Origin of the sequence: Microbacterium sp. VKM Ac-2923 (assembly GCF_022815605.1) — a bacterium.
GTDB lineage: Bacteria > Actinomycetota > Actinomycetes > Actinomycetales > Microbacteriaceae > Microbacterium.
This window is the reverse complement of the sequence record NZ_JALGRP010000001.1, coordinates 594,670-613,788: the sequence shown is the minus strand read 5'-3', so window position 1 is coordinate 613,788 and position 19,119 is coordinate 594,670. Positions and strand designations below refer to the sequence as shown.

Below are 19,119 nucleotides of genomic sequence, written 5' to 3'. Positions count from 1 at the left end.
TCGAGGGGGACACGCGGGCGGCGTCTCCCCCTCGATGGCGTTCAGGTCGCGATGGCGACCGTCGCGGCGGCGATGGCGATGATGTAGCTGGCGTGCTCCCACCACTCCATCGGCGCGTCGAGGGCGTCGAGTTCCTCGAAGCCCAAAGCGAGATCGTTCGGCATGTGTCACCTCCTCGGTGAGGCAGAGGAAGGGATGCCACGGTCGCGGCATCCGGCGAGAGGTCTCAGGTGGCGGACAGGGCGATGAGCCCGAGAGCCACCCCGTAGCTGAAGCCGCGGAACCAATCCCATCCGTCGTCAGGGGCGTCCATCGAGTCGAGCTCGACGAACTCCAGGGTGGAAGTCATGTGCATGTCACCTCCTCGACAATCGTGGGGTCGATCGGTTCACCCTCACGTGGCGATGGCGATGCCGATACCGACGACGGCGAGTCCGCCCAGGACGCCCTGATAGAAGCTCTCCCAGCTCGGGGTCTCCAGGGCGTCGAGCTCCTCGAACTGCAGCTGCGGCGAAAGAGCGGGAGACGTCATGTGTGGTCACCTCCTCTCGATCTCATCGGGATGGTCTCCGGGGCGAGTCGTGACGCGTCGGCGCGTGCGGAGGTCGGAGCCCACCGGGCCCCCTCGAGCACTGCGCGCACGTCGGACGCCGTGAGCCCGGGCAGAGCGGGTGCCCGCCCACCCCACCACCGCTCCACGCGGACCGCCATCGACGCCAGGGCGTCCGGGTCGGGTCGGGTCGCGAGAGGGAGCGCCCATCGCGTGACAAGAGCATCGATGCCGACCGAGGGAGCCGTCGGGAGCTGCGTCCCGCGGACCACCTCGCGCCAGAACGCCTTCAACGGCCGCGGCGATCCCCAGCGCGGGTCGCCGTCCTCGATGCATCGCCACACGCCGGCGACGATCGACGCCGTCGCGCACATCTTCGTCGTGCTGGCGACGAAGGACACCTCATTGGCGAGGTACCAATGACGGGGGCTGAACGACGCGCGCCCGCGCAAGGCGGCCGTGCGCTGCGTGGCTGCGCTCCAGCGCGCGATCATCAGCCGCGCCGCGGGCGACAAGGACCCGTCGCCGAGCCCGACGAGGGCGCGGCCGATCGCGACGGCGTGCGCATGCGCCCGGGGGTGCGCGCGTTCCGCCGTACTGGCACCCGCCAGACGCAGGAGCGCTTCGAGGCATCCGGTCCGGACCTGCACGCCCGGGAGCGTGGTGTAGTGATCGGCGTCCAGGACGGCGAAGCGCGGGCGAAGGCCCTCGCCGACGATCAGGCGCTGCCCGTGATCCGTACGGACGATCGCGACGGAATTCGTCTCCGCGGACGTGCCGAGGGTGGTGGGGACGGCGACGACGTCGACCGCCGCGACGTCAGGGGTCGGGAGCGGCACGACCGCGACACGCGCCGACCGATCGAGCGCCCACGTCAGCGTGCGGGGCGACGCGACGCCGACCGCGGCGACCGCCGCCGTGTCGATCGTCGTGCCCCCTCCCACCGCGACGACCGTCTCGACCCGGGCGTCCCGGAGTCGCGCGGCGACGGCATCGACGGCCGAGGCGTCGACGCGGGCGGTGTCGAGGGCGACGACGACCGCGGGATGCGCGACGACATCGGCCAGATGCACGAGCCGCGCGTCGACCACGACAGCCGTCCGACGTCCCGCCGTCGCCGCCGCGCACGCCGAACGAGCGACGGAGAACCCGGCGACGAGGGTCGAGCGTCGCCGGTGCACGATCGCGCTCACGACCACCGCTCCGTCGTCCGGGCGATGCCCACCCGGATGGCCGCGTCGAGTTCCGCGAAATCGGCGTCGGTGTAGCCGTAGGCGGGGAGGAGCTGGATGCCGTCGACCCCCGGATGCACGATCGCCCCGGCCGTGTGGATCGCGTCCACCAGCCCGGCGACGCGCGCAGGGGGCAGGCGGGGCTCGGCGGGGTCTGCGAGCGCCAGGCCGAGGAAGGCACCGCGACCCCGGACCTCGACGGCGAGACCGTCGCGGAGGAGGCCGTCGGCGAGCGTCCGGACGCCCGCGCTCACACGCGCAACGGCATCCCGCGTCCCGCGCCCGCGGAACTCCTTTGCGACGGCGCTCACGGCAGCGGCGCACGTCGGCGTCCCGGCCTGGGTCTCGCCGTGGACGAACACGGCACCGCGGTCGGCGAACTCCGCCGCGACACCCGCACCGACGAGGACGGCCGCGGCTCCGACCGCTCCGTTGGTGAGGGCCTTGGACAGCACCAGCAGATCAGGCGAGCGCGACCACTCCCCCGAGGCGAAGAGCGGCCCGGTGCGACCGAATCCCGTCGCGACCTCATCGGCGACGAGCAGGAAGCCGTGCTCGTCGCGGAGGTCGAGAACCGTCTCGACGAACGCTCTCGAGAGCGGGTGAGCGCCGGTGCCGAGCACCGGCTCGACGACGACGGCGGCCACGCGGGGCCCCTCGCGTCGGAGCAGCGCCCTCAGCTCCGCACCCTCGTCGCGATGCTCGACGTGACGCACCGTGCGGCGGTCGAGTGCGTACGCGCCCTGGCCGAGCGCGTCGCCGCTGAGCGCGTGACTGCCGTACATCGTGCCGTGGTAGCTGCCGCGCAGGCCGACGACGATCGTGCGCGCACCCTCGCCGCGCTGCCCGTGGTACTGCCGCACGAGCTTCATCACCGCGTCATTGGCCGCACCGCCCGATGTCGAGAAGATCACGCGGCGGTACGACTCGCGCCCCGTCAGGTCGAGCAGGGCGTCCGCAGCCTCGAGCGCGGGGCCGTGGACGGCGCGGAACAGCGTGAGATACGACGCATCATGCAGGGCTTTCGCGACCGCGTCGGCGACACCCTCGTGGCCGTAGCCGAGCGGCACGTTCCACAGGCCGCTCGTCGCGCACAGGCGCTCCGACCCGTCGGCGTAGCGGATGCGGTGGCCGCGCGCCGAGATCGCGATCCGATCGGCGCCGAAGGTCGCGTCAGCGCGCACCAGGGCCGGCCAGACGTCGCTCACGCGCCTCCTCCGAGAACCGCCGTCGCCGAGCGACCAGCGCCCGATGCCCCCGGCCCGGGAACCGGCGACGCCGAGACCGCGCGCGCGGAGCGGGCGGGCCGGGAGGCCAGGGGCACGCCGGCCCGGACTCCGAGACGCCCCGCGGCCTCGGCGCACAACTGCGCGGCGGTCGTCTCGGGGATCCGCTCCATCCGCGCGAGACGCTCTGTGGCACGGTTCGGATCGCTGGAGGTCTGCAGGGTCGCCACGACTCTGGCCGTCAGGTCTGAGAGGCGCTGCCGGCGACGCGTGCGCAGGTCGGCGAGGAGCACGCCCGCCGCCGTCTCCACGAGGAAGGCGTCGTCGGGTCCCGGCTGCGCATCACCCTCCGACGCCGCGTCCGCCGACCAGCCGAACCCGTCGATCCGCCCCTCGCCGGGTCGGATTCCGAGCACGCCCCAGACCTGTGCGGCGCGCAGGTAACGCGCGAGCCACGACCGGGAGCCGAGTCCGTCGACGACGACGGTTTCAGAGACGACACCCGTCAGCGCCATCCACCGCGGGCGGGCGGCCCACAGGTCGTCGATGGCGGTGTCGACGGTTCCGAGTCGCTCGCCCTGGGCGCCCGCGGTGATGCGACCATCGGCGTGGACGTGAAGCGCTTCGGGCGGGGCGACGTCGAACGGCGCGTCGACCGTCCCGGCATCGGCGAGCCGCAGTCTCGGGTCGACGAGCGGACCGGCGAAGACCCCCGCGTCTCGGGCGAGATCGGCGTCGTCGAGGAAAGCACGCCATCCGTCGAAGTCGAAGAAGCGCATGGCGGTCGGACCCACGAGCTCGACGTAGGCCGCCGACGCGTAGTGCTGCAGCTCGACCGCGTGACCGGCGACGTGGAGCATGTCGCCGATGTCGTCGAACGCACCCCGGTAGCGGATGACCCGCGCCGCCGTCTCCACCGGGAGGGCGTCGGGGACGAGAAGGATGTCGTCCGCGCCGAGCGCGACCGCGACCCGACCGGCGGATGCGCCCGGAGCGCAGAACACCGCACGCCGGAACGACCGGGGCCGCCCCGTGATCCATTCCAGGACGACGCGGGCGTCGCGCTCGTCGACGGTTCCTCCGGCCACCGGGCACCTCCCCTCGCCGCAGCTCCGCGCTCCCGGAGCGCGGAGGTCCCCGTTGAGACGGAGGACTGAGAAGAAATGTATACATGCCTTGCTCGCCGCGCGAGGGGTGAGAGTTCCGGTTCACCCGGTCGTCCTGAGGCGATCACCTCATCAGACGAGCGGGCCGATCGACGGCGAGCGCGCGCGGCGACATCACGCCCGGCGACGACAGGACGTCACCGTCAGGGAACGTCAGCACATCACGCCCAGCGACGACAGGACGTCACGGTCGAGAGATGACGCGACGGCGGGGCCAGTGACGACACGACAGCACGGTAGAGGTCAGACCAGCGACTCCCGCCAGGCGGCGTGCAGCTTCGCGAACTTGCCCGTGCCCGCGATGAGGGCGGCGGGGGTGTCGTCCTCGATGATGCGGCCGTGCTCCATGACGAGCACCCGGTCGGCGATCGCCACCGTCGACAGCCGGTGGGCGATGATGATGGCCGTGCGGTCGGCGAGCAGGGTCTGCAGCGCGTCCTGGATCTGGCGTTCGCTGGGGATGTCCAGAGACGCCGTCGCCTCGTCGAGGATCAGCACCGCCGGGTCGGCGAGGAACGCCCGCGCGAACGAGATCAGCTGGCGCTGACCCGCCGACACACGTCCGCCGCGCTTGTTCACGTCGGTGTCGTAGCCGTCGGGCAGCTTCTGGATGAATCCGTCGGCGCCCACGGCACGAGCGGCAGCGCGGATCTCGTCCATCGAGGCGTCGGGCTTGCCGAGGGCGATGTTGTCGGCAACCGTCCCGCTGAACAGGTACGCCTCCTGCGTGACCATGACGATCGCTCGGCGCAGATCCTTGGGGTGCAGCCGGCGCAGGTCGACGTCGTCGAGCGTCACGGCTCCCCGGGTGGGGTCGTAGAACCGCGACACGAGCTTCGCCAAGGTCGACTTGCCGGCGCCGGTCGTGCCCACCAGGGCGATCGTCTGTCCCGCGGGGATGTCGAGCGAGAAGTGCGGCAGGATGACGCGGTCGTCGGAGTAGCCGAACGTGACGTCGTCGAAGTGCACGTGCCCGCGCGCCGACCACAGGTCGATCGGGTCGGTCGGATCGGGGACCGTGGGCCGCTCCTCGAGCACGCCCGACACCTTCTCGAGCGCCGCGGTGGCCGACTGGTAGGAGTTCAGGAAAAACGCGACCTCCTGCAACGGCGAGAAGAAGTTGCGCACGTACAGCACGGCGGCCGTCAGCACGCCGATTTCGAGCGGACCCGCGATCACCCGGCCTCCGCCCCACAACAACACCACCGCCACCGAGACGGCGGCGACGGCCATGATGCCCGGCTCGAACGTGCCGAACAGCTTGATCGAGCGCATGTTGACGTCGCGGTAGTCGCCGGCGAGCTTGCCGAACTCCTCGTCGTTGCGCGGTTCCTTGCGGAACGCCTTGACGGCACGGATGCCGGTCATCGTCTCGACGAATTTCACGATGACCTGAGCGCTGATGACGCGAGACTCGCGGTAGATGACCTGGGAGCGCGTGTAGAACCACCGCATGAGCAGGTACATCGGCAGGCCCATGATCGTGAGGATCAGGCCCGACTGCCAGTCGATGAGGAACAGTGCGGCCAGGGTGAACAGGCCGTAGAGCACGCCCGACACCAGCTCGTTGAGACCGCCGTCGAGGAGCTCGCGGATGGTGTCGAGGTCGCTGGTCTGGCGCGAGATGATGCGCCCCGAGGTGTAGGACTCATGGAACTCCAGGCTCAAGCGCTGGGTGTGCAGGAAGATGCGCTTGCGGAGGTCGAGCATCACCGCCTGCGTGAGGCGCGCGGCCACGACGACGTACCAGCCGATGAGCACCGCCCCGCCGATTCCCGCGAGCAGGTACACCCCGACGACGCCGATGGTCGGCATCCAGTCGCTGCGCTCGATCACGGCGGGCAGGGCGTTGTCGATGCCGAAGGCGATCAGCGCGGGACCTGCGACGCGCAGCGCCGTCGACACCACCAGCACCGCGGCGGCGAGCACGAGCTGCCTGCGCAGGGGCGACACGAGGGAGCCGAGCAGGCGGAGGGAGCGCTGACGGATGGCGCGGCTCTCGTCGCGCGTGTAGTCGGAGCGGTCTTCGCCGCTCGTTCCGGAGACGGTCGCGGTGGTCATCGGGTCGCCTCCTTCTCGGCGCGGGCATCGTCGTCGGCGGTGATCACCGGGATCGCCCCCGTGCGTGCCTCCCGCTCGGCCTCTTCGAGGCTCGAGATGACGTAGCGGTAGTGGTCGCTCTCGCGGAGCAGGTCGGAGTGGGTGCCCACCGCCGTGACGCGTCCGTCCTCGAGGAGGGCGACGCGGTCGGCGAGGGTGACCGTCGAGGGGCGGTGCGCGACGACCAGGGCGGTCGTCTCGCTCAGCACCTCGCGCAGCGCGTCTTCGACGAGCGCCTCGGTGTCGACGTCGAGCGCCGACAGGGGGTCGTCGAGCACGAGCACGGCGGGACGCGCGGCGACGGCGCGCGCGAGCGCCAGACGCTGACGCTGGCCCCCGGAGAGGCTGAGCCCCTCTTCGCCGATGACCGTGTCGAGACCGTCGGGCAGGTCGTAGACGAAGTGCGCCTGGGCGACCTGCAGCGCTTCGCGCAGGATCTCCTCGGCGCGTTCGGAGCCGGGCGTGAGGTCTTCACGGCCGAGCAGGACGTTGTCGCGCACCGTCTGCGAGAACAGGGTGGCGTCCTCGAAGGCCATGCCGACGTGGCGGCGCAGCTCGGCGAGCGTGAGGTCGCGCACGTCGACGCCGTCGATCAGCACGCGACCGCCGGTGACGTCGTAGAGGCGACCGGGCAGGGTCGTGAGCGTCGTCTTGCCGGAGCCGGTGAGTCCCACGAGCGCCATCGTCTCGCCCGGACGCAGCACGAGGTCGACGCCGTCGAGCAGGTCGCGCTCGGTGGCGGCGGCATCCTGATACCGGAAGTGGGCGTTCTCGAACGTGAGTTCCCCTCGCGGCTCGGTGATCGTGCGCGGGTTCTCGGGGTCGACGATGGTGTTCTGCTCGTCGAACACCTCGAAGATGCGGTCGGTCGCCGTGCGTGCGTCGAGTAGGAACGAGAAGAGGAAGCCGATGGACTCCATGGGCCAGCGCAGCACGGTGGCCATGGCGAAGAAGGCCACGAGCTCGGCCACCTGCAGCTCTCCGAGCTGAGTCAGCACGATGCCCGCGCCCAGGCACACCGCGAAGGCGATGTCGGGCAGCAGCACGAGCCAGAACCAGATCCAGCCGACGGCACGGGCCTTGTCGATCTCGGTCTCGCGCAGCGACTCGGCCTGACGGGTGAACTTCTGCAGCGCGTGCTTGCCGCGGCCGAACGCTTTGAGCACGCGGATGCCGTGGACGCTCTCCTCCACCGAGGTGGCGAGGTCACCGGCCTGGTCCTGGCTCTGGCGGGTCAGCGCCCCGTAACGCTTCTCGAAGCGGAAGCCGACGTAGATCACCGGAGCGGAGGTCACCAGGAACAGCGCGCCCAACAGCCAGTGCCAGCGGAACAGCAGGACGGCGCCGATGCCGATGGTCAGCATGTTGACCACGAGCAGGATGACGCCGAAGGCCAACCAGCGGCGCAGCATGCTGATGTCCTGCATCATGCGCGAGAGCAGCTGACCCGACTGCCACCGATCGTGGAACGCGACGGGGAGGCTCTGCAGGCGCGAGTAGAACGACTGACGCAGGTCGTACTCGACCTTGGTGGCGGGCGCGAGCACGAACCAGCGGCGCAACCACACCATCGCGGCTTCGGCGAGGCCGAGTCCGAGCACGGCGAGCGACCCCCAGACGAGAGCGCCCGGATCGAGCGAGGCGATCGGGCCGGCGACGATCTGCTCGAGGACGAGCGGGATGGCCAGGGCGAGCAGGCTCGCGACGAGGGCGGTGGCAGCACCGGCGATGAGGCGCGGCAGCACCGGCCGCGCGATGGGCAGCAATCGCGCGAGGGCGCGCGGTGTGGAGAGACGGAGAGGGGGCGTTGAGGTGGTCATGATCCTCGTGGGGTCGAAGCGGGCGCCGGGATCGGGCGCGGACAGGGAAGTCGGGGGCGCGACGAGGATCGTCGGCCGGGCGGAGCGGCGGCGCCGGAGCGCAGACCGGGGCCCTAGGAGCGTCGGGCGAGGCGCACGACGACGAAGGAGGCGGCTGCCGGGGCGACGGGGGCGTCGATCGGTTCCATAGCATCCTCCTTGGTCGAGTGAAGCTCCCGCGGGGGGACGGCAGCCCTCCAGAATATCTCCGCGAGGGCGCCAGAGGCAAGAGCGTCTTGCCGCAGCCGGGTTGAGCCGCGGTTGCACGCGTCTCCAGACAGGCCGGACCACGGCCCCGCGCGTCCGCAACCGGATCATGCGGCGGTCGTCCATCAGAAACCGGACGAGGGCGGCGGCCTTCCATCCGCAACCGGGTCAGGCGGCGGTCTCGCGTGCGAGGAGCGCGCGCTTCACGTCGGTACCCCACGCGAAGCCGCCCATCGTGCCGTCGCCGCGCAGCACGCGGTGGCAGGGGACGAACAGCGCGACCGCGTTGCGGGCGCAGATGGATGCCGCGGCTCGCACCGCCGCGGGCGATCCGAGCGCCGCGGCGAAGCCCGTGTAGGTGAGCGGGTCGCCGGGGGCGATGCGCCGCAGGGCCACCCAGCCCGCGAGCTGCAGCGTCGTGCCCCACTGCGCGACGGCGACGTCGTCGATGGCCGCGAGGTCGCCGGCGTAGTAGGCGCGGACGGCTTCGGCCGCCGCCGTCTCACCGGCGACGACGGTCGCGGGGCGGCGATCCGGACGGAGGCGAGCCGCCACCGCTTCGGGGTCGCCGGTCCAGCCCGACACGATGACCCGATCGTCCTCGTCGGCCAGGATCGCAAAGGGGCCGTCGGGCGTCTCGACGAACTGCAGGGTCGCGGTGGTCATGAGGAAATCTCGCTCTCGGGTCGGGGAGGGGGAGTCGTGGTCGCGGCGGCATGGGGCAGGTCGATCGCCACGTCGTTCACGACGACGTCGGTCAACGCGGTCCGCGACGATCGACGCGGTCGCGAGACGACGGCGGCGGCCGCGGTCTCGGCCGGTGATCGCCACGCCTGGGTGACGGGAGCGGCGTACCAGTAGTGCGCCATCGCGTAGCTGCGCCAGGGCGCGAGGCGTTCGGACCAGGCGGTGAAGCCTGCCGGATCGGAGGGCAGCCCCAGGGCGGCCGCCCCGGCTCGGGCCGCGACGTCTCCCGGGAGGAGGACGTCGGGGTCGCCCAGGACCCTCATGCGCACGTAATCGGCCGTCCAGGGGCCGATCCCCCGCATCGCGAGGAGGCGCTGTCGTTGCTCGACGCCGTCGTCGCCCGGTCCGAGCGCGAGCGTTCCGTCAACGAGCGCCGCGGCCGCCTCGACGATCGCCCTCATTCGGGCGGCGGGCCCGCGCAGGACCTCGAGACCTCGTTCGGCGATCACCGCCGGGTCGGGGAACAGCGACATCGGCTCCGGTCCGATGGTCACGGGCTCACCGAGTTGGGCGGTGAGACGCCCCTGCATCGTGCGGGCCGAGGCGACGCTGATCTGTTGGCCGATCATGGCGCGCAGAAGCATCTCGTCGGCGTCGATCGCCCCCGGCACGCGCACACCCGGGATCGCCGCGACCGCGGGTGCCAGCTCGGGATGCCGGGACAACGCCTCGTCGATCGCGAGCGGGTCGGCGTCGAGGTCGAACAGTCGACGGACGCGGGCGATGAGCGTGCCCAGATCGGCCAGGGCGCTCAGCCGTGCGCGGAGGCGGAGCCGACCGTCGTCGGCGAGGCGCACCTCGAACCAGGCGGGCCCACCCGGGAGGCGCACCACGCGGGTGAACGAGCGGTCGCCGCCCACCTCGGCGCCCGGCACCGCGTGGGCACGCATCCATCCGAACAGGCCGATCGTGTCGATCGGCCCGCGCACCGGCAGGGCGAGATCGATCTCGCCCGCTACAGCCCCGGCGTCGGCGGCATCGGCGCCGCGGCCCGCCGGTCGGCGCGCCCGCAGCTCTCGCGGCGGCATCCCGAACACCTCGCCGATCGTCTCGGTGAACTGCCGGATGCTCGAGAACCCGGCGGAGAACGCGACGTCAGCCGCTGAGAGGTCGGTGCCGACGAGCAGGGCGCGCGCGGTGTGAGCCCGGTGGGCGCGCGCGAGGGCCAGGGGCCCGGCGCCCAGCTCAGCTGCGAGCAACCGCGTGAGGTGACGAGAGGAGTAACCGAGTCGTCGCGCGAGACCGGGCACGCCTTCGCGGTCGACCACACCGTCGACGATGAGACGCATCGCCCGCGCCACCACGTCACCCCGCACGTCCCACAGGGGTGAGCCGGGTGCGGCCTCGGGAAGGCATCTCTTGCAGGCGCGGTAGCCGGCTTCGTGGGCGGCCGCGGAGGTGGCGAAGAACGTGACGTTCTCTTCTTTCGGCGTGCGCGCGGGACAACTGGGACGGCAGTAGATGCGCGTGGAGCGCACCGCCGTGACGAACTGCCCGTCGAAGCGGCGGTCACGCGACTGGATGGCGCGATAGCGCTCGGGGAAGCCCGGTGCGTCGACGGTGGTGGGGGTCATGGCATCCACTCTGCCACCGACCTCCGACATCGACCGGCGGAAATCGGACATGGCCGTTCCGGCGGGTCACGCCCTTGTTCGGCGAGGGGCCCGACCGGCGGCCGCCACGGGAGGAGATTCTGCGAGCGGAGGATCGCCCGACGCCCCAGCATCCTCCCCGGCCCGATCCCCTCCTCTCCCCGCGCGTCCCCCGCCTCCCCGCGCCCGACACGACGGCCCCGTGCCGACACGACGGCGCACCCCCGCCCGACCCCGCCCCACACGCCGGCCGGGTCCCTACGACACGCCGGCCTGGCCCCACGACACGCGGCCGGGCCCCGCGACACGCAGGCCTGGCCCCCACGACCGGCCGGGTCCCCACGACACGCCGGCCGGGTCCCTACGACACGCCGGCCTGGCCCCACGACACGCGGCCGGGCCCCGCGACCGGCCTGGCCCCACGACACGGCGGCCGGGCCACGCAGGACCCGGCCGCCGTCGCGTTCGCGCTCAGCCCTGCGCGATCGCGAAGCCGCCCGCGGGCACGATCACACTGACCGAGCCGGTCGACGAGGTGGTGCGCACGAGCGAACCCGAGGCGTCGTACACGTTCACCCTCGAGGGGATGCCGTCGGCACCGATCGTCGTGCGCTGCGGCGCGATCGCGCTCGAGTGCACGAGCTCGCTGCGCGCGTCGCCGCCGAGCACCAGCCGTGAGATCCACGGCCGCACGATGATCCCGTCGAGGGTGAGCTCTCCGCGTACAGCGCGTACCCGCACCTCGGACCCCGACTCGGGGGCCGTGAGGGCGTACGGCAGCAGTGCCCCGGGCGTGGGCGAGATCCCCTGGGCAGGGCCGGTGACGCTCAGCAGACCGCCGCTGCGCCAGGTCGATTGCGTCTTCTCACCGGGGCGGGTCCAGACCACCGGCTCGATCCAGCGGCGCGTGTCGGAGGCTCCGATGTCCCAGGTCGCGGTCTGCCGCGGCTGGAGCGTCAGGGCGTCTCCCGACCAGCTCGACTCCCCCGTCCACGACGACTCCGGCGTGAAGACGGCACCGTCGGTGCGCGTGGCATCCTCGGCCTCGACGTAGGTGAGCCCGACGCGGTTGTCGACGGAGGTGAGGGCCGTTGCCCGCTCGGCGACCGCGGGGTGCGCGTCGAGTGCGAGGGCGGTGAGCAGACCGTGGATCGTCGATTCGGCTCCGCTGTTGCGGTTCACGGTGCCGTCGGGCTGCAGACCGTCGAAGGTCACTCCGGTCGAGCGGTCGTACATGCGCGCCCCGGCGTGGTTGGCGCCGAAGAACCACGCGGCTTGCATCCCGGCCAGTTCCGCGAACGCGGCGGAGCCCGTCGTGTCGGCGAGGGCGAGCAGCGACTGCACGCGCGAGTCGGCACCGTACGCGATCTGCACCCGGTCGGTGGGGCTGGGGTTCCAGCCGTTGTCGGGTCCGCCCGCGGTGAGCAGCGTCGTGGTGAAGCCCGTGGCATCCGTGATCGCCGGCTGCACGAGCGCGTCATCGTCGAACAGGTCACCGGCCACGGCGAGCGCGGCGGGCATCTGCGAGCCCCACGCGTGCCAGATCGCGGGAGACTGCGCCCACGGCAGGACGGCGCCGTACGGCCACTGACGGGTGGATCCGGATGCCATGGCGGCGATGCCCTCGGCGAGTCGACGCGCCGCGGTGGCAGAGGTGTCGTCGCCCGCCTTCACGGCGGCGACGAGTCCGAGAACGGCTTCGGCCGTGGCATCCGCCCCGTCGACGATGAGCCACGCGGGCACCTTCTTGCCGTCGGCCTCGACGAACTGGCCGTACTTCGACAGGGCATCGCGCTCGATCGCCCCGCGCGACAGCGCGAGACGGTCCCTCAGGAAGGCGGCGAAGGCGGGGTCGTCGTCGACGAAAGCGGCGTAGCCCTCGCCCAGCGCCCACACCGTGCGCGCCGTCCAGTAGCTCAGTCCGGAGTCGGAGGGGTCGGGCAGCTCGACGGGCTCCGCCGAGGGGTTGAGGTCGCCGTCGGGTTGCATCCACAGCACGACGTTCCCGGCGGAGGGGCCGTCGGTGGTCTGGTGGTAGGCGACGGTGCGGAGCAGCTCGTAGGCCTTCCGGCGGCTCTCGGCGTCGCCGGTCAGTTCCCAGTGCCGCGTGTACACGACGGCGGCGCGGGTGTTGTCGTCGGCGTTGTAGGCGCCCTGCGCCCAGTCGCCGGTGGCGGGGTCGAGCGGACCGCCGCCCACGCGCTCGAAGGTGCCACCGTCGCGGGCGTCGGCGTAGGTCCAGGGGGCGAGCAGCGTGGGTTCTTCCGCCTGGCGGTAGGTCGAGTGACCCGCGACCTCGGCGGGCGGCGTGGCCTCGTCGAGCAAGAAGTCGAGGTGGTCGAGGTTCGTCAACGCTCCGGGCGACGGGGAGGCCGCCGCGGCCGGGACGGCCGTCAGCGTCACCGCGAGGGCGGCGGCGCTCAGCACCGCCGAGATGCGCGCACTTCGTCGTGCGTTCATGGGGGGTTCCTTTCGATGGAGGTACAGGATGCAGGAGATCTGCTCTTCGCGTAAGGGCGGATCGCGGAATTCCGCGGTGAGCGGATGCCGCGGGGCGGAATCTCCTGCGTTGTGTTCGCCCTGCCGGGTCGGCGGCGACCGTTGCGTTCCCGCCGCCGCTTCGGCGGAGACCGTTGTGCTCGCGCTGCCGCTTCGGCGGCGCGGGTTGTGCTCGCCCCGCCGGCCGGCAGCGACCGTTGCGTCGACCCTGCCGGGCGGCGGCGACCGTTGCGTTCGCCCCGGCGGCGACCCGCCCGGAGCGACGAGCCGCGCGGACGGGGAAGGCCCGCCGCGCCCGCGCCACCACGGCATCGGGCGCGGCGGATCGGTCAGTCCGTGCGCTCGAGCAGGGCGACGCCGATCTTGGAGTCGGCCATGCCGTAGAACACGAAGTGGCGGCCGTCGATCTCCTCGATCGCGGTGGGGAACACGACGTTGGGCACGATCCCGCTGCGCTCGTCGTCGGTCTCGGGGGCCAGCAGCGGCTCGGGCGTGCGGGCGAGCACTCGACGGGGGTCGGTGGCATCCAGGATCAAAGCCCCGGCTGCGTAGTTGACCTTCTGCTGCTGCGAGAAGGCGCCGTCGATGACGCCGGTCACCCCGTGGTGCAGCACGAGCCACCCCTCGGGGATGCGCAGCGGCGGCGGACCGCCGCCGATCTTGAGCTCCTCGAAGGCGAACTCCGGTCCCGCGACGAAGTGGTGCTGGCCCCACAGGGTCAGCGCCGAGAGGTCGTCGCGGACGGCCGCGAGGGGCACGTAGCTGATCCAGATCGACTGCCGCTCGTCTTCCACCCCGGCCGGCACGCGCACCCCCTGTCCGGGCTTGGTCTCGCCGAGGTCCCACATCGGGCGATGCAGCACGGCGAGCGCCTCGGTGCCGTCGGGCGCCGTCACGGGCTCCGGGAAGAACACCGTGTCCTTGTTGTGGAACAGGTTGAGGTCCATGTCGAGGTCCTCCTGGTACCGGAACAGCACCGGACCCAACCGTCGCCACTCGCGCAGGTCGTCCGACACGGCGACTGCGGTGCGCGGCCCGAGCGGGCCGTAGGCGACGTAGGTCATGACGTGCAGGCCGAGGGCCTCGATCCACGTCGTGCGCGGATCCTCGGTCCCGGCGTTGTCGGCGCCGCGCTCCCACCCGCGGTCTGGGGCGAGGACGACCCCCTCGCGTTCGACCGAGACGGGCACGCCGTCCTCGACGACGACGCGGGCCAGGCCCACGCGCGAGACGTTGCCCTCCGACACGAGACGCGGCAGGAGGTACAGACGGCCGTCGGGACCACGACCGGATGCCGGATTGAGCACGCCCTCCGCCTCGTCGGGGTTGCCGGGCTCGGGGGTCATCACCACCCCGACGCGCGTGAGGCGGTAGGGGACGGGGGATGCGGGGGTCATTGTCATCCTTTCACTCCGGATCCGAGGTCGTTCGAGGTGAAGTAGCGCTGGAAGATCAGGAACAGCGCCACTGCGGGGGCGGCCAGCACGACGGCGCCGGCCATCATCGCGCCGAAGGGGTTGGACGTGCTGGCGGCGATGGTGGAGATGAAGTTGGCGAGCGAGACCGCCAGGGGCTGCATCGCCGCTTCCTTCGTGATGAGGAACGGCCAGAGGAATTCGTTCCACGGGCCGATGAAGGTCAGCAGCACCACGGTCAGCAACGCCGGGCGCACCAGGGGCAGCGCGACGTTCCACAGCAGCCGGAACTCCCCCGCGCCGTCGATGCGTGCGGCGTCGAACAGCTCCTGGGGCAGCTGCAGGAAGTACTGCCGGAAGATCACGACCGCGGTGGAGTTGATGAAGAACGGAAGGATCATGCCGAGGTAGCTGTCGCTCAGGCCGTAGTCGCGGGCGATCATGACGTAGAGCGGGATCATCAGCAGCTGGAACGGGATCACCTGTACCAGGAGCACCAGCGCGAAGGTCGCCGAGCGCCCGCGCCACTTCAGCACCGCGAGGGAGTACCCGGCGAGCACCCCGAACACGATCGTGCCGAGGATGACGCCGCCGGTGAAGATCCCGGAATTGGCGAGACCCTGCAGCAGGTTGATGCGCCCGTCGATCGCGGTGTAGTTCTCCACCGTCAGGTTCGACGGGTGCGGGAAGGCACCGCCGATCGAGGTGTCGGGGCTCGTCTGCAGAGACCCGATCACCATGTAGTAGAAGGGGAACAGAAAGGCGAGCGCGCCGACGGTGAGGATGCCGTAGGTGGCGATCTTGCTTCTCACGACTCTTCCCTTCCGACGAATCGGCGCTGCAGCAGCGCGATGACGAGCACGAACATGATCAGCACCACGCCGATGGCCGCGGCCACGTCGGGGTTCTGCTGCTCGATGCCCTTCTGGTAGATCAGCAGCACGGGAGAGGTGGACGCGCCGTTGGGCCCGCCGCCGCTGGTGAGCAGGTACGGCTCGGTGAAGAGGTTCGCGCCCGTGATCGTCGACAGCAGGACGACGAGGAACGTCGCCGGCCGCACACCCGGCACGGTTACCGCGAAGAACTGGCGGATGCGACCGCCCCCGTCGACGGCGACCGACTCGTACAGCTCGCGCTGCACGTTCTGCAGCGCCGCGAGGTAGAGCAGGATGTAGAACCCCAACCCCTTCCACGTGACGAACAGCGCGATCGTCGGCATCGCGAGTGCCGAGTTGACCAGCCACGACGGGCTCGGCGCGAGAGGTCCGAGAACGTTGTTGACCAGTCCCGTGTTCGAGAACAGGAACAGCCACACGGCGACGACGGCGACGGATGCCGTGACGTAGGGCACGTAGAACGCGACGCGGAAGAAGGCGCGGGCTCGCGCCACGCGGTCGAGCGCCGTGGCCAGCAGAATCGACAGCACCACCGTCAGCGGCACGTTGATGAGCAGGAAGATCCCGACGTTGCCGAACGCGCGCCAGACGGCCGGGTCTGTGAGGGCGGTGACGTAGTTGTCGAACCCGACGAAGGGTCGGTCGACGTTGGCGCCGGGGGCGGTGAAGAAGTAGTCGTGGAACGACATCCACACCGCGAAGATGATCGGGTAGGCGAAGACGACCCCGATGAAGATCAGGTACGGGGCGGAGAACAGGATGCCGAGCGGCTGCGCTCCGAACGGGCGACGCCGCTTCTTGGTCGCGGTCTCCGCACCCGCCGCACGACCGGGCCGCTCGGGGTCGCCCCCGGTGCGGCCGGGCGTGCCGGCGACGGACGTGGTCATGTCAGTTCCCCGCCGCCAGCTGGTCGATCTGGGTCTTGGCATCCGAGAGGAACGACGACACGTCGCCCTCGCCGAAGATGACCGCCTTCGAGTACCCGTCGCGGAACGCCTGCCAGATCTCCACCGAGTTCTGCACGTTCGGCACCTCGACGGTGCGGGCCGCCTGGGCGCCGAACTGCTCGTAGGCGGGGTTGGCCGAGAAGTAGTCGGCGTAGACGGTGGTGAGGTCCTGGCGCAGCGGCATCTGACCGGTCGCGTTCAGCCATTCGCCGTCCTGCTCCTCGCTGGTGGCGAACTTCAACACGTCCCAGGCCGTGGCCTTGTTCTCGCACGCGGTGAAGAGGCCGACGTTCTTGGCGTCGCTGAAGGTCCACGTCTCGTCAGCGGACGTGCCCTGCTCCGTCGGGACGGGCACCGAGCCCCAGTTCACGCTGTCGCCGTAGACCGAGATGGCCCACGGACCGACGATGGCCATCGCGGCCTGCGCGTCGGCGAAGGCGTCGCCCTGGTACTGCTCGTTGCCGGCGAGCTGCTCCCCGTAGATCGTGCGCCAGAACTCCGCGACCGCTTCTCCGTTCGCGTCGGCGAAGGTGGCCGTGCCGTCCTCGACGAGCTGAGTGCCTCCGGTCTGGGCGGCGTACAGCGGGTAGAAGTCGAACCACGACTGGAAGAACTCGCTCGTGGGCGCCGGGTTGATCGCGTACGGGGCGACCCCTGCCGACTTGAGCGTCCGCGCCGTCTCGAGGAACTCGTCGTACGTTGACAGCTTCGGGTTCTCGGGATCGAGGCCGGCCTGGGCGAAGAGGTCCTTGTTGTAGAAGATCATGACCGGGTTGCTCTTCCAGGGCAGCTGATAGAAGCCGCCGTCGTCGGAACGGTACTGGTCGGCCAGGTCGCCGCTGCGCTCGGTGATGTACTGCTCGCCGTCGGGGAACTCCGACAGGTTGACGAGACCGCCCTGCCGCTGGAAGCCCGGTACCGCGGCGGGCGAGGTGTTGAAGATGAGGCACGGGGCGTTGCCGGCGGTGATCGAGGCCCCGATGACCTCCTCGCTCGAAGAGCCCGCCGGGATCTCCTGCGCGGTGATCTGCTCGTCGGGGTGGTCGGCGTTCCAGGCCTCCACCATCTGCTCGCCCCACGCGATCTCCGCGTCGTTGTTGGAGTACCAGATGGTGATGCCCCCGCGGGCGTCCATGCCCCCGGCTCCCCCTCCCCCGCCGCTGCACGCGGACAGGGCCAGGATGCCGGTGGCGGCGGCTGCGGTGATGAGAATGCGTCGTCGCATGTCTTCCTCCTTGTGAATGCGGGGGTGCTCCCGCGGTACGTCAAGCGATGGGTGGCCCGTCGGGCCGCGGCGCCGGTGCGGCGACGCGGCGCGCGGGAACGCGGGGGGGCGCTCCGGTGGAGGAGCGCACGTGCAGTCGGGGATCGGGGAGCACGAGCTCCTCCGCCGGGGCGCCGGTCGTGGCCGCGATCAGCGCGCGGGCCGCCGCCGCTCCCCACCCGCGGGCGTCGGTGGCGACGCTGGTGAGCGCCGGAAAGAGGTGGCGGCCGATCTCGGCGTCGTCGAAGCCCGTGATCGACAGGTCGCGGGGCACGACCAGGCCCCGGCTCTGCGCGCGCCCCAGGCCGGCGATGGCCATGTTGTCATTGGAATAGACGATCGCCGTCGGCGGTCGATCGGCATCCAGAAGGGCGTCGGTGGCCCGGGCGCCGTCCGCGGCGCTGAAGTCGGTGGACACCACGCGCGAGCGGATGCCGCGGGCGGCGGCCGCCGCCTCGAACGCCGCCGCACGGTTGCGGCCGTGGAGCATCGCCGTCGGACCGGCGACGTGCGCGATGTCGGTGTGACCGAGCTCGGCGAGATGGTCGACCGCGAGGCGGATTCCGGCGCCGTCGTCGACGGAGACCGACGTGAACGGACTTTCCACGTCGGGTGCGCCGAGCGTCACGGCCGCGATGCCGAGCCCGGCGACCAGGGCGACGCGGGTGTCACCCGCGCGCAGGTCGGAGAGGATGACGCCATCGACCCGGCGGTCGGCGACGAGACCGCGGTAGGTCTGCTCCTCGTGGCGGCCGGGGGTGGCCGCGGCGAGCACGAGCACCTGCCCCGAGACCGAGAACTCGTCTTCGACGCCCGCGATGAAAGAGGGGAAGAAGGGGTCGGCAGCGATGACGTCGGGACTCCGGCCGATGACCAGTCCGCACGCGAACGCCCGACCGACGCTCAGCGAGCGCGCGCGCAGGCTCGGGCTCCACCCCATGTCGGCGGCGACCGACAGGATGCGCTCCCGCGTCTCCGGGGAGACCCCGGCGCGCCCGTTCAGGGCGAACGAGACGAGCCCCTTGCTGACTCCCGCGCGGCGGGCGACGTCGGCGATCGTGGGTCGCGTGTCGTTCGTCATCCGTCACCTCGTCGTGTCGCGGTCTCGGCCTAAACCGGTTCAGGTCTTACTCTAAACCGGTTCAGGAGTAGGGACAAGGGCTCGCAGAGTTCGCTCAGGATGCGTCCGGCTCGCCGCAACCGGGTTGCCGCGCCCGGATGGCGCGGGTGCCGCGGGTGAGATCAGCCGTTTGGGGCAGGGGTCGGCCGTTCCGGGGCGGGATTCGCCGTCTGGGGCGGGATTGGCCGTTGGGGCGGATTCGCCGTTTGGGGCGGGATTGGCCGCTCGGGGCGGGATCAGCCGTTGGGGCGGGATTCGCCGTTTGGGGCGGGATTGGCCGTTCCGGGGCGGGATCAGCC

The 19,119-nt window shown here is 71.4% G+C and carries 16 protein-coding genes; all 16 read right to left on the bottom strand.

The genetic code is table 11. From position 1 onward, the window contains the following. Positions 1-41: 41 nt before the first annotated feature. The 16 genes from mpaA3 to MT347_RS02765 all read right to left on the bottom strand — a co-directional run bounded on the left by mpaA3 (position 42) and on the right by MT347_RS02765 (position 18,781). Positions 42-164, bottom strand: a complete 123-nt coding sequence (gene mpaA3, locus MT347_RS18090) for an MpaA3 family daptide-type RiPP (RefSeq protein WP_279390918.1) — start codon at positions 162-164, stop codon at positions 42-44. A gap of 62 nt (positions 165-226) precedes the next feature. Beyond that, complete coding sequence (gene mpaA2, locus MT347_RS18085) at positions 227-349, bottom strand: MpaA2 family daptide-type RiPP (RefSeq protein ID WP_268774746.1); 123 nt, start codon at positions 347-349, stop codon at positions 227-229. Between the two features lie 45 nt (positions 350-394). Next, positions 395-532 (bottom strand): MpaA1 family daptide-type RiPP, encoded by a 138-nt coding sequence (gene mpaA1 / locus MT347_RS02830; RefSeq protein WP_243497893.1) that lies wholly within the window; start codon positions 530-532, stop codon positions 395-397. Then, positions 529-1,743 carry an iron-containing alcohol dehydrogenase gene (locus MT347_RS02825; protein ID WP_243497891.1) on the bottom strand — a complete coding sequence of 405 codons (1,215 nt, stop codon included), beginning with the start codon at positions 1,741-1,743 and terminating at the stop codon, positions 529-531. Before MT347_RS02825 ends, mpaA1 begins: the two co-directional genes overlap by 4 nt. Then, on the bottom strand, positions 1,740-2,990 hold the full coding sequence (gene mpaD, locus MT347_RS02820; RefSeq protein WP_243497889.1) for a daptide-type RiPP biosynthesis aminotransferase: 1,251 nt from the start codon (positions 2,988-2,990) through the stop codon (positions 1,740-1,742). The genes MT347_RS02825 and mpaD overlap by 4 nt, the downstream gene beginning before the upstream one ends. Beyond that, positions 2,987-4,096, bottom strand: a complete 1,110-nt coding sequence (gene mpaB, locus MT347_RS02815; protein ID WP_243497888.1) for a daptide biosynthesis RiPP recognition protein — start codon at positions 4,094-4,096, stop codon at positions 2,987-2,989. The genes mpaD and mpaB overlap by 4 nt, the downstream gene beginning before the upstream one ends. A 321-nt stretch (positions 4,097-4,417) precedes the next feature. Then, positions 4,418-6,235, bottom strand: coding sequence for an ABC transporter ATP-binding protein (locus MT347_RS02810; protein ID WP_243497887.1), 1,818 nt, complete (start codon positions 6,233-6,235; stop codon positions 4,418-4,420). Continuing rightward, entirely contained in the window at positions 6,232-8,094 is a 1,863-nt protein-coding gene (locus MT347_RS02805) for an ABC transporter ATP-binding protein (RefSeq protein ID WP_243497886.1), read from the bottom strand. The genes MT347_RS02810 and MT347_RS02805 overlap by 4 nt, the downstream gene beginning before the upstream one ends. A 414-nt stretch (positions 8,095-8,508) precedes the next feature. Continuing rightward, positions 8,509-9,006, bottom strand: coding sequence for a methylated-DNA--[protein]-cysteine S-methyltransferase (locus tag MT347_RS02800; RefSeq protein ID WP_243497885.1), 498 nt, complete (start codon positions 9,004-9,006; stop codon positions 8,509-8,511). Continuing rightward, positions 9,003-10,661 (bottom strand): DNA-3-methyladenine glycosylase 2 family protein, encoded by a 1,659-nt coding sequence (locus MT347_RS02795; RefSeq protein ID WP_243497884.1) that lies wholly within the window; start codon positions 10,659-10,661, stop codon positions 9,003-9,005. Before MT347_RS02795 ends, MT347_RS02800 begins: the two co-directional genes overlap by 4 nt. Before the next feature lie 489 nt (positions 10,662-11,150). Further along, on the bottom strand, positions 11,151-13,139 hold the full coding sequence (locus MT347_RS02790; protein ID WP_243497883.1) for a hypothetical protein: 1,989 nt from the start codon (positions 13,137-13,139) through the stop codon (positions 11,151-11,153). Positions 13,140-13,507: 368 nt separating this feature from the next. Then, on the bottom strand, positions 13,508-14,575 hold the full coding sequence (locus MT347_RS02785) for a glycosidase (protein ID WP_243497882.1): 1,068 nt from the start codon (positions 14,573-14,575) through the stop codon (positions 13,508-13,510). Positions 14,576-14,577: 2 nt separating this feature from the next. Then, entirely contained in the window at positions 14,578-15,405 is an 828-nt protein-coding gene (locus MT347_RS02780) for a carbohydrate ABC transporter permease (RefSeq protein WP_243497881.1), read from the bottom strand. After that, entirely contained in the window at positions 15,402-16,376 is a 975-nt protein-coding gene (locus tag MT347_RS02775; RefSeq protein WP_243497880.1) for a carbohydrate ABC transporter permease, read from the bottom strand. Before MT347_RS02775 ends, MT347_RS02780 begins: the two co-directional genes overlap by 4 nt. A gap of 1 nt (position 16,377) precedes the next feature. Continuing rightward, complete coding sequence (locus tag MT347_RS02770; protein ID WP_243497879.1) at positions 16,378-17,661, bottom strand: ABC transporter substrate-binding protein; 1,284 nt, start codon at positions 17,659-17,661, stop codon at positions 16,378-16,380. A 40-nt stretch (positions 17,662-17,701) separates the two neighbouring features. Beyond that, the gene (locus MT347_RS02765; RefSeq protein WP_243497878.1) at positions 17,702-18,781 is read right to left on the bottom strand and encodes a LacI family DNA-binding transcriptional regulator; all 1,080 of its coding nucleotides are present in this window, start codon (positions 18,779-18,781) and stop codon (positions 17,702-17,704) included. Positions 18,782-19,119: the final 338 nt, after the last annotated feature.

Coding starts and splice junctions, on each gene's coding strand:
- mpaA2 (WP_268774746.1), bottom strand. CDS start 349: ATGACTTCCACCCTGGAGTTCGTCGAGCTCGACTCGATGGACGCCCCT.
- MT347_RS02775 (WP_243497880.1), bottom strand. CDS start 16,376: ATGACCACGTCCGTCGCCGGCACGCCCGGCCGCACCGGGGGCGACCCC.
- MT347_RS02800 (WP_243497885.1), bottom strand. CDS start 9,006: ATGACCACCGCGACCCTGCAGTTCGTCGAGACGCCCGACGGCCCCTTT.
- MT347_RS02790 (WP_243497883.1), bottom strand. CDS start 13,139: ATGAACGCACGACGAAGTGCGCGCATCTCGGCGGTGCTGAGCGCCGCC.
- mpaA1 (WP_243497893.1), bottom strand. CDS start 532: ATGACGTCTCCCGCTCTTTCGCCGCAGCTGCAGTTCGAGGAGCTCGAC.
- MT347_RS02810 (WP_243497887.1), bottom strand. CDS start 6,235: ATGACCACCGCGACCGTCTCCGGAACGAGCGGCGAAGACCGCTCCGAC.
- MT347_RS02805 (WP_243497886.1), bottom strand. CDS start 8,094: ATGACCACCTCAACGCCCCCTCTCCGTCTCTCCACACCGCGCGCCCTC.
- MT347_RS02795 (WP_243497884.1), bottom strand. CDS start 10,661: ATGACCCCCACCACCGTCGACGCACCGGGCTTCCCCGAGCGCTATCGC.
- MT347_RS02785 (WP_243497882.1), bottom strand. CDS start 14,575: ATGACCCCCGCATCCCCCGTCCCCTACCGCCTCACGCGCGTCGGGGTG.
- MT347_RS02765 (WP_243497878.1), bottom strand. CDS start 18,781: ATGACGAACGACACGCGACCCACGATCGCCGACGTCGCCCGCCGCGCG.
- MT347_RS02770 (WP_243497879.1), bottom strand. CDS start 17,661: ATGCGACGACGCATTCTCATCACCGCAGCCGCCGCCACCGGCATCCTG.
- mpaA3 (WP_279390918.1), bottom strand. CDS start 164: ATGCCGAACGATCTCGCTTTGGGCTTCGAGGAACTCGACGCCCTCGAC.